Source organism: Aquitalea pelogenes (assembly GCF_001515305.1).
In the GTDB taxonomy this organism is placed as follows: Bacteria; Pseudomonadota; Gammaproteobacteria; order Burkholderiales; family Chromobacteriaceae; genus Aquitalea; species Aquitalea pelogenes.
The window spans coordinates 1-13,302 of the sequence record NZ_LNQV01000039.1; the positions used below are offsets into that span (position 1 = coordinate 1).

Annotated in this window: 8 protein-coding genes, 2 tRNA genes and 1 pseudogene; 3 read left to right on the plus strand and 8 right to left on the minus strand. The window is 56.0% G+C overall.

What is annotated here, in order from left to right; all coding sequences use genetic code 11:
• Positions 1 to 544 precede the first annotated feature (544 nt).
• Positions 545 to 3,160, minus strand: a complete 2,616-nt coding sequence (rnr, locus tag AWT75_RS15310; protein WP_082086652.1) for a ribonuclease R — start codon at positions 3,158 to 3,160, stop codon at positions 545 to 547.
• A 76-nt stretch (positions 3,161 to 3,236) separates the two neighbouring features.
• Between rnr and AWT75_RS15315 the strand changes: the two genes are divergently transcribed.
• Together AWT75_RS15315 and AWT75_RS15320 are read left to right on the plus strand one after the other, a co-directional pair.
• Positions 3,237 to 3,323, plus strand: a tRNA-Leu gene (locus tag AWT75_RS15315).
• A 53-nt stretch (positions 3,324 to 3,376) separates the two neighbouring features.
• Positions 3,377 to 3,463: transfer RNA gene (locus AWT75_RS15320), tRNA-Leu, on the plus strand.
• A 55-nt stretch (positions 3,464 to 3,518) separates the two neighbouring features.
• Here the strand turns inward: AWT75_RS15320 and AWT75_RS15325 are convergent.
• Together AWT75_RS15325 and acpA are read right to left on the minus strand one after the other, a co-directional pair.
• A complete protein-coding gene (locus AWT75_RS15325) occupies positions 3,519 to 4,937 on the minus strand; it encodes a DHA2 family efflux MFS transporter permease subunit (protein WP_045844769.1) in 1,419 nt (472 codons plus the stop codon).
• Positions 4,938 to 5,083: 146 nt separating this feature from the next.
• Positions 5,084 to 6,700: an acid phosphatase gene (gene acpA / locus AWT75_RS15330; RefSeq protein WP_062790182.1), complete on the minus strand. Its 1,617-nt coding sequence runs from the start codon at positions 6,698 to 6,700 to the stop codon at positions 5,084 to 5,086.
• Positions 6,701 to 6,854: 154 nt separating this feature from the next.
• Between acpA and AWT75_RS15335 the strand changes: the two genes are divergently transcribed.
• Entirely contained in the window at positions 6,855 to 8,156 is a 1,302-nt protein-coding gene (locus AWT75_RS15335; protein ID WP_082696143.1) for a cytochrome-c peroxidase, read from the plus strand.
• A gap of 134 nt (positions 8,157 to 8,290) precedes the next feature.
• Here the strand turns inward: AWT75_RS15335 and AWT75_RS20970 are convergent.
• The 5 genes and pseudogenes from AWT75_RS20970 to hflC all read right to left on the minus strand — a co-directional run.
• A pseudogene (locus tag AWT75_RS20970) lies at positions 8,291 to 8,659 on the minus strand (heme-degrading domain-containing protein); the annotation flags it as partial.
• A complete protein-coding gene (locus AWT75_RS15340) occupies positions 8,656 to 9,705 on the minus strand; it encodes an oxidoreductase (protein ID WP_062790188.1) in 1,050 nt (349 codons plus the stop codon). The pseudogene AWT75_RS20970 and the gene AWT75_RS15340, both read right to left, overlap by 4 nt.
• A gap of 139 nt (positions 9,706 to 9,844) precedes the next feature.
• Positions 9,845 to 11,140 (minus strand): adenylosuccinate synthase, encoded by a 1,296-nt coding sequence (locus AWT75_RS15345; RefSeq protein WP_045844764.1) that lies wholly within the window; start codon positions 11,138 to 11,140, stop codon positions 9,845 to 9,847.
• A gap of 32 nt (positions 11,141 to 11,172) precedes the next feature.
• A complete protein-coding gene (locus AWT75_RS15350; RefSeq protein WP_045844763.1) occupies positions 11,173 to 12,324 on the minus strand; it encodes an ATP phosphoribosyltransferase regulatory subunit in 1,152 nt (383 codons plus the stop codon).
• Positions 12,325 to 12,435: 111 nt separating this feature from the next.
• The gene (hflC, locus tag AWT75_RS15355; RefSeq protein WP_374556394.1) at positions 12,436 to 13,302 is read right to left on the minus strand and encodes a protease modulator HflC; all 867 of its coding nucleotides are present in this window, start codon (positions 13,300 to 13,302) and stop codon (positions 12,436 to 12,438) included.

The window sequence follows — 13,302 nt, forward strand, 5'->3', positions numbered from 1 at the left end:
CGCCAGCGTTCAATCTGAGCCAGGATCAAACTCTTCAGTTCAATCTCATAGCAAATTTCTGGCACGCAAGATCAAAGAATAAACAAGTACTTCTTGGACTGTTTACTTTCTCTCTCGCAGTGCAAGTATTTGGCTTTCGCCAAGCACTCACACCTATCGGTTATTCTGTTTTTTAAAGAGCGGTGCAGGTCGCTGCGTTTCGTTTCCGTCGCTGCGTTGTCTGCTGAGGAGGCGAACTATACCGCCCTGACCCACCCTCGTCAACACTTTGTGCGAAGAAATCTGCAGGTTTTGCCAAAATTCCGTCGCACAGACCGCTAAGTCACTGAATGGTAATGCTTTATGAAATGCGGGTTTCATGACTGCTTTGCTGCGGGTGCACAGTCAGCGGCGCACCGGCGTTCATCCTGACGCTGACGCATGCAGGAAACTGGCGCAAAAAGCCGGTCTCAGCACCGACACAGGCAGCAAAAAGCCCGGCTGGGCCGGGCTTTTTGCTGAGTCAGCCATTTCTGATACCAGAGAGGGCTGTCCTCATGACAGCTTACTGACTGTCCGGCTTCTTGGCATTTCGGCTACGGCCGCGCGGTGCAGATGGTACCGCTGCCTCAGAACTTGCAGCCGGCTTACGGCGCGAACGCGTAGCAGGCACAACAGCATCCCCCGCAGACTGCGCAGCCACGGAACTTCCCGCAGGCTTGCGTCGTGTGGCTGTCGACTTCGCTGGCTCATCTTTCACAGGCGGTCGAGGATCCACCGGCGTTGGCACCGCTGCCGGTTTACGCTGATTCCTTGCCCTGCCGGATGCTGCCGATGCCGCTTGCAGAACAGCAGCGACATTATCTTGGCGGCTGGCAGCATGTTTGCCATGCTGATTCCGACTACGCCCACCATGATTGGTCTGCTTGCGGGAGGATGTAGCAGTATGGCTTGCATGCTGTGGTTTCTCGCGCTTGCCACCAGGAGAAGCCAAAACCGGCTGTGCTGTATCACGTACCAGTGCAAAATCAACCTGGGCATTTTCCAGATTGGCGCTCACCACCTTTACCGTCAGCGTATCGCCGAGGCGATAAGACATCCCACTCTTTTCGCCAACGATTGCCTGAATGTCCTTGCGGAAATGGAAGTAGTCCTTGCCCAGTTCGGAGATATGCACCAGACCTTCTACATAAACATTATCCAGCAACACAAACACGCCAAAGCTGGTGACCGCACTGATCTTGCCTTCGAATACCTCGCCTACCTTGTCCTGCATATAGTAAGTCTTGAGCCAGGACTCGACGTCACGACTGGCATCATCCGCCCGCCGCTCCGTCATGGAGCAATGCATACCCAGCTGAGCCCACTTGCCGGGTTTGTATTTACTGCCCTGCAATACTGCCTTGATGGAACGGTGAACCAGCAAATCCGGGTAACGGCGGATCGGTGAGGTGAAATGCGTGTAGGCATCATAAGCCAGACCAAAATGGCCATTATTGTCCGGCGTATAGACGGCCTGCTGCATGGAGCGCAGCAACATGGTTTGCAAGACAGGCGCATCGGAACGGCCGTGAATCTGCTCAGCCAGCTTGGCATAATCCTTGGCTGTCGGCCTGTCGTTACCCGCAAGAGTAAGCCCAACCAACTGCAAGTAATTGCGCAGGTTCTCAAGTTTTTCCGGCGTAGGGCCTTCATGCACGCGATACAGACATTTTTGCTTGCTCTTGAGCAGGAAGTCCGCCGCACAAACATTGGCCGCCAGCATGCACTCTTCAATCAAGCGGTGTGCATCGTTGCGGACCACCGGAACGATCTTGTCTATCTTGCCCTGCTCGTTGAAGATCATCTGGGTCTCAATCGAGTCAAACTCGATTGCACCACGCTTGGCGCGCGCAGCCAGCAATACCTTGAACAGACTGTAAAGCGTCTGGATATTCGGCAACAGCGGATTATCGGTCCCATGCTGGATCCAGTCCCAGACCTGGGTATACGTCAGCCGAGCCTTGGACAGCATTACGGCCGGGTAGAACTGGTAACGCCTGACCTCTCCCTTGCCATTGATTTGCATGTCACAAACCATGCACAGCCGCTCGACATCGGGATTCAAGGAACAGATGCCGTTTGACAGTGCTTCGGGCAGCATGGGAATGACACGGCGCGGGAAATAAACGGACGTTCCTCGCTCCAGTGCTTCCTTATCCAGGGCATCACCCGGCTGAACGTAATGACTGACATCAGCAATAGCCACAATCAGTCGGAAACCCTTGCCTTGCTTTTCCGCATAGACAGCATCATCGAAGTCGCGCGCAGTTTCACCATCAATGGTCACCAGCGGCAAGTGACGCAAGTCGACACGATCCCTGGACAAGTCTTTTTTGCGTACTTTCTTGGGCGTGGACTTGGCCTGGGCTAATACCTCTGCCGGAAACTCATGCGGCAAGGCATGCTTGCGCAGCGCAATTTCAATTTCCATGCCCGGATCAGCATAATTGCCCAGCACTTCCACAACCTTGGCTACCGGCTGTCGGTAGGCATCCGGATATTGCAGGATTTCCACCATCACTACCTGGCCGTGCTTGGCATCCTTCTCACTGCCTGGCTCGATGAGGATTTCATGCCGGATACGACGATCTTCAGGCGTGACAATCCATACCCCACGCTCCTGATGAATGCGCCCCACCAATTTGCTGAATGCATGATCCAGCACCTCGACAATTTTGCCTTCCTGCCGTCCACGACGGTCAACGCCAGAAGGACGTACCAGCACACGGTCGCCATGCATGACTTTCTTCATTTCGCGCTCGGGCAGGAAGATATCCACCCCACTGCCTTCACCTTCATCCGGCAGAGCGAAACCAAAACCGTCACGGTGACCGGAAACCTTGCACTTGATCAGGTCCAGCTTTTGAGCGGCACAAATTGCACCTTTGCGATTGATGATCAACTGACCTTCACGTTCCATGGCCAGCAGGCGGCGCTCAAAGAAGCCCAATTCGGTATTCTTGATAGACAACATGGCGGCCAGTTCTTCCGGGAACATTGGCACACCGTTATTTTCCAGAAGTTGCAAAACAAACTCCCGGCTGGGTAAGGGATTGGAATATTTGAGTTTTTCTCGTTCCAAGAAGGGATCCTGCAAACGCAGGGGAATGTTTTTTTGTTTTTTTGCAGATTGGGCCATTGACACCCTCAGAAACTTGTTTATAATTCGCATCTCGTTGCAGCAAGACAGCAACTGAATGATACAGCAAAGCAGTGCCCAGGTGGCGGAATTGGTAGACGCACTAGGTTCAGGTCCTAGCGCCCGCAAGGGTGTGGAAGTTCGAGTCTTCTCTTGGGCACCAACAATTTTTAGAATCAGCATTTACTGCTGGTTTGCAGTACGACAATTTGCTTTGCCCAGGTGGCGGAATTGGTAGACGCACTAGGTTCAGGTCCTAGCGCCCGCAAGGGTGTGGAAGTTCGAGTCTTCTCTTGGGCACCAATAAAAAGCCGTTGATCTCTGATCAACGGCTTTTTCCATTTCTGCGCAGATAATTTCATTGCGCTTGCTTTTTGCTACCCTCCCCGCGCACTGCCAGTGCAGCACCCGCATTACGATCCAGCCGCCAGAAAAATGCGACCGAAAGCAAGGTCAGCATGCCCATCGCCAGAAAAGACCAGGCGAAATCACTGCCTTGCAAAGTCCCATGTCCTTGCAAGCCCGCAGTCGTCTGCAAAATGATGGCTGCAAAAGTCACACCAAACCCAGCTGCCAATTGCTGCGCCACGCTGGACAGACTGGTTGCATGGCTCATGCGCGCCTGTGCCACGTCAGCAAAGGCAATGGCGTTAAGACTGGTAAATTGCAAAGAGCGCAGAAAACCACCCAGTACAAACACCAGCAGCATCACCCAGTGCGGTGTTTCAGGACGAAACAGCCCGTACACCGCCATGGACAAGGCGACCAGTACGGCATTCCAGGTCAGTACTTGCCTGAAGCCAAAGCGTTCGAGCACGCGGGATACAATGGTTTTCATGAAAATGGCGCCAACTGCAGTGGAACAAGTCAGCAAGCCCGATTGAAAAGGCGTGTAGCCGAAACCAAGCTGTAGCATCAAGGGCAGCAGGAAAGGCGTGGCCCCAATCCCCATGCGAATGAGAAAACCACCCAGCACACTGGCATGAAAGGTTGGCAAGCGCAGCAAGGACAAATCAAGCAAGGGCTCATCTACCCGGCGGTAATGCAGCAAGTAAGCCAGCAACATCACTCCTCCAGCCACACTGACTGCCAAAGAAAGGTTGGCAGACAGCATATGCTTGCCCTCGGTAGCCAGCCCCAGCATCAGCATGGACAAGCCCACTCCGCTCAAGAAGAAGCCGGTCTTGTCCAGTGCCGGTACATTTTCATCCCGCAGATTCTCGATGTAACGGCCAGCGAGCACCATGCCTAACAGGCCAATAGGAATATTGATGAAGAATATCCAGCGCCAATGGAAATACGTGGTGATAAACCCACCCAATGGTGGCCCGATAACAGGGCCCAGCAAGGCAGGAATGGTGAGGTAACTCAACGCCCGGACCAATTCGTCCTTGCGCGTTGTGCGCAAAATGACCAGTCGCCCCACCGGCACCATCATCGCTCCGCCCATGCCCTGAACAAAGCGTGCCAAGACAAATGACTCCAGCGAGCCACTGAAGCCGCAAAGGATGGAACCTGCCATGAAAACCAGGATGGCCGAGCGGAAAATGCGACGTGCGCCGAAACGGTCCGCCATCCAGCCGCTGACGGGGATAAAGACGGCAAGGCTGACCAGATAGGAGGTCAGCGCCAGCTTGAGTGCCACCGGATCAACTTGCAAATCCTGTGCAATGGCGGGCAAGGATGTGGAAATAACCGTGGCATCCATGTTCTCCATGAATAGTGCGGTCGCAATGATGAGCGGCGTCAGCATGCCGCGGGCAAGAAGAAACTGCATGTCGTATCAACGCGGTAGAAAATCTGAATTCAGTCTAACAGCTTGACCCAAATCCACCGCAAGGATCTTACAAACAAGTGTTGCGGATGATGGAATAAAACAAGGCAGCGCATGGCTGCCTTGTTTGTGATGACACCTCCGGGGTGTTACTGCGCAGGTAACTGCAAGGCGTTGCTGAGGTCACCCATAGGGGCTGACCCATGAGCGCGCAAACCGGCATCACGTTCCAGTACGCCAGGCAAAGGTTGCAACTCAAAACGGCGCGTCAGGAAGCGCAGGATGGAGCCGGTATCGTATTGCGTGTGATCGACAAAACCTTTGCGGGCATAAGGGGAAATGATGATGGCAGGAATTCGGCTACCCGGCCCCCAGCGGTCACCTTGCGGGACAGGTGCATGGTCGTAGATGCCACCGTTCTCATCGTAAGTCACCACAATCAGCATGTTCTTCCATTGCGGGCTCTGCTGCAGACGGGCAATCACCTGGGCAATGTGCTCGTCGCCATCTGCCACGCTGGCATAACCTGCATGCTGATTGACATTCCCTTGCGGTTTATAGAATGAAACTGCTGGCAGCTTCCCGGCTTGTGCAGCCTGGAGGAACTCTGCATCAAAATCCTTCAGGTGTGCCTGACGATTATCCTGCCGGGTAAGCGGGTCAAAGTCGGCGTAATAGTTGAAGGGCTGATGATGAGGCTGGAAGTTAGGCGTACTGCCATTGTAGATATTGCTGCGCGCGGCGAGCGCAGCATTCCAGCCACCGGCATACCAGGCCCAGCTCACACCTTTGGCACTCAGCCGATCCCCGATGGTCGGGCCGTTCTGGGCTGGCAAGGTGGTTGCCTTAGCAGTATCCGCATACTGACTTGCTCCGTTGGCAGCCGGGGCATTGCCACTGGGCTGATATAACGGCTGCATGGTATTCACTGCGTAGAACATACCCTGCTGGTCTTTTGGCGTCAGGTTGCCGTCATTCTTGTAACTTGGTTTGCCCTCCAGAACCGATGGTTTGGCACTGGCGGCGGGCGTCAGCCGCAGGAAGCGTCCCTGTGCATCGGTGTCGATGGCCGAGATGGAATCGCGCGCCGGCGAGTCAGCTGCATCTGCATGCGGATATTGCGGAGCACAGGCGCAAATCAGGTACTGGTGATTGAGGAAGGAACCACCAAAGGCACCCATGAAAAAGTTGTCGGCCAGCGTGTACTGGCGCGCCAGTTTCCACAAGGCCATCTTGCTGCCATCGTAATACCCCATGCTCAGACCGCCGGCATCGGAATAAGCGGCAAACTTGTCGTTGGCACCACCATTGATCTGCATCTGGTTGTTATAAAAACGGTGAACCAGATCTCGTGTCGTGACATCCTGCGCAATCACGGTGCCGCTGCCCTGCACTCCTTTGGGATCATCCAGCTGGAACGGCCGGTTGGGCCAGCCCATGGTTTGTGCCTGGGACAAGGTGACACGCTGCCCGGCTACCGTCAGCCCCCCCCAGGTTGGCGGTAATACGGGGAGCACGGAACCATCAAAATCCTTCTGCGGGATGTACGTACCACGTGAAGAGGGGTTCACCCCGGGTATGCCGTTTGCACCGGGAAACAGTCCATACAAATTATCAAAAGCACGGTTTTCGGCAAAAATAACCACTACGCTCTGGATGGCATCAAGCGAGCCTGCAGTAGTCGGTGCCGCAACTGGCATGCTGTTACACCCCGCCAGAGCAAGGGTCAGCGCCATCGGTGCCAACAAGGACCTGGAAATTTTCATGTCTGTCTCCGTATGCTGAATACCAGCGATTGTCGCTGCGGCGTGTTGCAGCATGATGATGGATTAGAAACTGAAAATAATTGACGTTGCAAGGCGGCAATTACTGGCCCTAGTACAGAGGATTAACGTCATCAGCCCGTGATGAAACTACGGTATGTTGCAACAATCCTGTCGTCGATCAAGCACCATGCACCACTCCACCACCCTGTTACGTATTTCCTGTTGGCTAGGCGGTTTTCTGCTGCTCGGCAGTCTTTGTGCATGCACACAAGCAGGCAAGCAATCGCAAGTCAGCCCGGTGGCTGGTATTTATGCAGTCAGTTCGATACCAGACAACCACCAGCTGACCCAGCTGGGACGCCAGCTGTTCTTTGAAACCGCGCTGTCGGCCAATGGCAAGCAATCCTGTGCCAGTTGTCACAGCCCGGATCATGCTTATGGCCCTCCGGATGGCAAGTCGGCACAACTTGGCGGGCTGGATGGCAAGCAAATGGGTAACCGTGCCGTGCCGTCCCTGCGCTATTTGCAGACCGTACCGCCTTTTAGCGAGCACTTCCGCGACAACGATGGCAATGACAGTGAGGATGCAGGACCAACCGGGGGCTTTACCTGGGATGGTCGTGCTGCCAGCGTGCACGAACAGGCGTCCATTCCATTGCTGGCAAGCAATGAGATGGCCAATGCCAGCGCAGATCAGGTGGTGAAGCAGCTAGAAGGCAGTGCCAGTGCCAACGCCTTCATGGCAGTTTTCGGCAAGGATATTTTCCAGCATCCGGCACAAGCCTTCGACAAACTGGTACTGGCACTGGAGGTATTTCAGCAAAACCCGGCCGATTTTTACCCGTATAGCAGCAAATATGATGACTGGCTGCGAGGCAAGGCTGAACTGAGCCGTCAGGAGATGCACGGCTTGCAAGTATTCAACAATCCGGACAAGGGCAACTGTGCCGCCTGTCATTTGAGTGAGCGCCAGGCCGATGGTGCTTTTCCGGCGTTTAGCGACTTTGGCCTGATTGCGCTGGGTGTACCACGCAATCGGCAACTGGAAATAAATCGGAATACGGTATTCCACGATATGGGTCTATGTGGACCAGTGCGCCAGGATATGTATAAAGCAGAATATTGCGGGCTATTTCGGACCCCGTCCTTGCGCAATGTGGCCACACGCAAGGTGTTTTTCCACAACGGGGTATTCCATGATTTGCGCAAGGCGGTGGAATTCTATGCCAGCCGTGATACCCAGCCGGAAAAATGGTACCCCGTCGCCAGCAATGGCCAGGTGGTCATGTTTGATGATTTGCCGACGGTTTATCATGGCAATATCAACCGCGATGCCCCCTTTGGCGGGAAAAAGGGCGCATCGCCAGCGCTTAACGCACAAGAAATCAACGACTTGCTGGCTTTTCTCGGCACACTGACGGATGCCGATGCCCGCCCAGCACGCAGCGGGCCATAGGGGCCGCTGCGCTTACTCATCCAGCCGGGGTACATCCTCCTGGCCCAGCATGGCAGCCAGTACATCCACCACCAGTTGGTGTCCTCGCGTTGTGGCAAGCCGGATACCACGACCGAGCCGACACACACGCCGCCTTCCAGCAGCAGCGGAAACCCGCCGCCATGGGTAGCGTAATCTGCCAATGGCAGTCCGTTCTTCTCCTGCAGGCTGGTTTGCTGACGCTGGCAATCCAGCCCGATGGCCAGTGAGCTGCGCTCGAACTTCTGCACCACATTATGCTTGCGCCTGGCCCAGTCCTCGTTATTGGCTGTGGCACCTGGCATCAGGCACTGAAAGCGCCGGGTCTGGTTGAGAGTCAGCACAATCGCCAGTGCGGCACCACGCCGTATCGCCTCCTCCCGCAGACGGCAACCCACCAGCCACGCGGTGTCCGCATCGAATTGCTTGAATTGCAGCAGGGCTTCCTGCTGCGCAATGATCTGCAAATCCTGCTCAAGACTCACAGCACCTCCTCCGCAGAGATTTCACGCCCCGACGCAGCGCTACGCACGGCGCGCTCCAGCCACTCCATCACGTTGGCGGCTTCGGCGGCAGTCACCGGATTACTGTCCTGCCCACGGATGGCTGCAGCAACACGCTGGTAGTAACAACGATAGTCACCAACCTGATTGGCCCATTGCGTATGACGGCTCACATCACCTTCAGCCACGATCAGCTGCCCCGGCAGAGGGTCATTGCCCCATCCTTCTGCGCCCACAGCCTTGCCCTGCTTCAAGTCCGACTCCTGCGTATCCAGTCCGTATTTGACATAGCTGGCCAGATCGCCATGCACGGCATAGCGCGGGATACCGCCACTCACCAGGCATGAGCCATGCAATACCACGTGCGTTGCCGGATAGCGCAATTGCACATGGAAATAATCCGTTGCCTTGGCGCCCTGACGCTGCGTGGCAAGAAAGGCGGTAACTCCCAGAGGACACCCGAACAACAACAAGGCTTGATCCAGCAGATGCGGACCCAGGTCGTACCACAAACCGCTACCAGCCCCGCTTTGCTCGCGCCAGCGCTGTCGTACTTCTGGACGGTAGCGGTCAAAATGCGAGGCAAACTGGCTGATCTGCCCCAAGCGGCCACTTTCCAGCAACTGGCGCAGGGTCAGAAAATCTGCATCCCAGCGACGATTATGGAAAACGGATAACAACACGCCCTGCTGCTTTGCCAGCTCATCCAGCTCTCTTGCCTCGCTTAGCGTGACGGTAAACGGCTTGTCGACGACAACATGCTTGCCAGCCAGCAGCGCAGCGCGTGCCTGTTCGAAATGCAAGTCATTAGGGGTGGCAATCACAATCAGGTCGACCGCTGCATCTTGCAAAGCCTGTTCAAGCGAGGGCCAGCACCGTGCATCAGGCCAGTCCGCCTGCAACTGCCCGGGCTTGCTGCTGACAATCCCGTACAGGCGCAGGTCCTGACAGGCGGCAATCAAGGGAGCATGGAAGGTTTTACCGGCATAACCATAGCCAAGCAGTACGGCATTCAAAGGTGTGCTCATGTCATTTCCAGGGGGAGGCAAGGCAGGTGAATCACGCGCTGGAGAGAGACTGCATCCAGGGTGTTAGCGCTATCATGCCAGTACTGATGCATAAAAAAAACCCACCGTATGAGGTGGGCTTTTTTGGATCAGGCCAGGATTAGAGGCCGTAAGGATGACGCAGTACGATGGTTTCTTCACGGTCAGGACCGGTGGAAACGATATCGATCGGTGCACCACATACTTCTTCGATACGCTTCAGGTAAGCCTGGGCGTTAGCCGGCAGGTCTTCCCAGCGCTTCACACCAACGGTGGAATCCGTCCAGCCCGGCATGGTTTCGTAGACAGGTTCGCACTTGGTAACCGCATCGGAACCGAAGGGCAGAATGTCAATCTTCTTGCCATCGAGCATGTAGCCGGTGCACAGCTGGATTTCTTCCAGGCCGTCCATCACGTCCAGTTTCATCACGCACAGACCGGACACACCGTTGATCTGGATGGAACGCTTCAGCGCAGCGGCATCGAACCAGCCACAACGACGCGGACGACCGGTAACCGAACCGAACTCGTTACCACGCTTGGCCAGGAATGCGCCAATTTCGTTTTCCTGTTCGCTCGGGAAGGGACCGGAACCCACGCGGGTGCAGTAGCCCTTCACGATACCCAGCACGTAGCTCAGCATTTGCGGCGGAACGCCTGCACCCGGTGCTGCGGCACCAGCCACGCAGTTGGACGAGGTGACGAAGGGATAGGTACCGTGGTCGATGTCCAGCAGGGTGCCCTGGGCACCTTCAAACAGGATGGGCGTACCGGCCTTGTCCATGTCGTACAGCGTGCGGGACACATCAGACACCATCGGCTTGATGCGCTCGGCCAGCTTCATGGTGTCAGCCAGGATGGCTTCATAACTTACCGGGGCTGCCTTCAGCAGATTGGTCAGCAGGAAGTTGTAGTACTCAACGTTTTCCTTCAGCTTGGAGGCAAAACGTTCCGGATTGAACAGATCGATCACCTTCAGTGCACGGCGGGCAACCTTGTCTTCATAGCAAGGGCCGATACCGCGACCGGTAGTACCGATCTTGCCAGCACCCAGCGCGGCTTCGCGCGCCTGATCCAGCGCCACGTGGTAAGGCAGGATCAGCGGACAGCCTTCGGCAATCTTCAGACGGGCCGAGGCATTCACGCCAGCAGCTTCCAGTTCGTCGATTTCCTTCAGCAGTGCCTCAGGCGACAGCACCACGCCATTACCGATGAAACATTCCACGCCTTCACGCAGAATGCCGGACGGAATCAGACGCAGCACGGTTTTCTTGCCATTCACCACCAGGGTGTGGCCCGCATTGTGACCACCCTGGAAACGTACCACAGCACGTGCGTGGTCGGTCAGCCAGTCAACGATCTTGCCCTTGCCTTCATCACCCCATTGGGTACCGATCACGACAACATTCTTGGACATTGGAAAAACCTCTTCTTCAGTCAAACTAAAAATCAGTTAAAGGGGACGATCTGCCAGCCGTCAGCGGCCGGAACCAGTTCACGGTTGCAGCCGATGGCCTCGGCTGATTCCCCCAGATAATCAATGATCACGACTTCGCCGCCGGCGCGCAGGCGCTCGACTTCTGCCTGTGCCGCTGGCAGATGGCGATTGGAAACGCGGATGCCCATGGCACTGCCGCGTTCCGGCAGGATCTGGATCAGATCACGCAGATCCAGACTGAAACCTGTTGCAGGACGAGCACGGCCAAAGCGACGACCGACATTGTCGTAGCGGCCACCACGGGCCAGCTCCACCGCCCAGCCCGGGGCATAGGCGGCAAAAATCAAACCGGTATGGTAGTGCGTGCCGCGCAGCTCGGACAGATCGAAGCTGATGGCAACACGGCCTTCAAAGGCACGGGCAATGGCAGTCAGCTGCATCAGTGCCAGTTCCACTTCCGGCAATGAAGGCAGACGGGTACGCGCCTTTTCCAGCACGCTGGCCGGGCCGTAGAGTTCGGGCAGGGCCAGGAAGGCAGAACGATACGGTTCAGCCAGACCGGCAACCTGTTCGGCAATGCTGGCTGCATCCTTGTTTTGCAGTACGGCAAACAGCTCGCGCGTTGCCTGCGGCGACAAGCCTGCGGCATTGGCCAGACCACGGAAAATGGCGGTATGGCCGACGTCCAGACGCAGTTGCGGTACCTTGACCTGCTCCAGCGTGGACAACATCAGTTCGATGATTTCAATGTCCGCCTCGATACCGGCGTATCCATAAAGCTCGGCACCAACCTGCATGGGCTGGCGCGAGCTCATCAAACCGTTGGGACGGGTATGCACCACGCTACCGGCATAGCACAAGCGCGTCACACCGGTGCGATGGCCCAGCAGGTGAGCATCGATACGCGCCACCTGCGGGGTGATGTCGGCGCGCAACCCAAGCTGATGACCGGAGAGTTGGTCGTCCAGCTTGAAGGTTTTCAGATCCAGCGCGGTATCCCCTTCGGCGATCAGCGAATCGACATATTCGATCAGCGGCGGCAGGACCAGTTCATAGCCTGCACAGCGGAATTGTTCCAGCATCGCCGCCTTGGCAGACTCCACCTGGCGGGCAGTGGCGGGCAGAATGTCCGCAATGTATTCGGGTAACAGCCAGTTACGCATATTCCGTTTTCGACAAATAAAAGGCGGGATTCATCACCCCGCCCTGTTTACGGCAAACTGGCCGGGGTGTCCGGCCAGTCATGAAAACTGATTGTAGAATCAAGACAACGCTTACTTGCCCTTGCTGGCAGCCTGCGGGTTCTTGAAGTACTTGAAGAACTCGCTGTTCGGGTCCAGCACCATGACATCGCTCTTGTTCTTGAACGATTCCTTGTAGGCATCCATGCTGCGCCAGAACGCGTAAAACTCCGGACTGCGGCCATAGGCTTCAGCATAAATCGCTGCTGCCCGGGCATCGCCAGCACCTTTCAGTTGCTGCGCCTTGTTATAGGCCTCGGCAAGGATGACATCGCGTTGCTTTTCTGCTTCGGCACGGATGCGTTCAGCATCGGCAGCACCTTCGCTGCGCAACTGGCTGGCGACGGTACGACGTTCTGACTGCATGCGGTCATAGACAGAGTTACTTATTTTATCCGGAAAATCGACTCGTTTTAAGCGTACATCGAGAATTTCCACGCCTATTTTACGCGCATCTGCGTCTGCGCGCTTGCGAACCGTGTCCATCACCTCGTCCCGCTTGCCGGAAATTACGTCGGCAACCGTCTTCTGGCCAAACTCGGCGCGCAAGCCATCATTGATGGTTTGCTTCAGGCGGGCGACCGCTGCGGCTTCCGAACCAACGCTCTTGTAGAACTGTTCGACATCGACAATGCGCCATTTTACATAGCTATCCACCAGCACGTTCTTCTTCTCGCGGGTGTTGAACAGCTCTGGGGCTTCGGCATCGATGGTCAGCACGCGGCGGTCGAAATAACGCACATTCTGCAACAGCGGTATCTTGAAATGGATGCCCGGGGTAGTGATGATGCGGTTCACCTCGCCAAACTGGAAGACCATGGCGTACTGGCGCTGGTCGACAGTAAACAGCGACAGGCTGGCGATGAACAGGCCGGCAAGTACCGCGAGCAAAGTTGGCAT

What these genes read in the sequence shown, in the direction of transcription:
- rnr (WP_082086652.1), bottom strand. Translation starts at nt 3,160, where the DNA reads ATGGCCCAATCTGCAAAAAAACAAAAAAACATTCCCCTGCGTTTGCAG.
- AWT75_RS15325 (WP_045844769.1), bottom strand. Translation starts at nt 4,937, where the DNA reads ATGCAGTTTCTTCTTGCCCGCGGCATGCTGACGCCGCTCATCATTGCG.
- acpA (WP_062790182.1), bottom strand. Translation starts at nt 6,700, where the DNA reads ATGAAAATTTCCAGGTCCTTGTTGGCACCGATGGCGCTGACCCTTGCT.
- AWT75_RS15335 (WP_082696143.1), top strand. Translation starts at nt 6,855, where the DNA reads ATGTTGCAACAATCCTGTCGTCGATCAAGCACCATGCACCACTCCACC.
- AWT75_RS15340 (WP_062790188.1), bottom strand. Translation starts at nt 9,705, where the DNA reads ATGAGCACACCTTTGAATGCCGTACTGCTTGGCTATGGTTATGCCGGT.
- AWT75_RS15345 (WP_045844764.1), bottom strand. Translation starts at nt 11,140, where the DNA reads ATGTCCAAGAATGTTGTCGTGATCGGTACCCAATGGGGTGATGAAGGC.
- AWT75_RS15350 (WP_045844763.1), bottom strand. Translation starts at nt 12,324, where the DNA reads ATGCGTAACTGGCTGTTACCCGAATACATTGCGGACATTCTGCCCGCC.
- hflC (WP_374556394.1), bottom strand. Translation starts at nt 13,302, where the DNA reads ATGCCAACTTTGCTCGCGGTACTTGCCGGCCTGTTCATCGCCAGCCTG.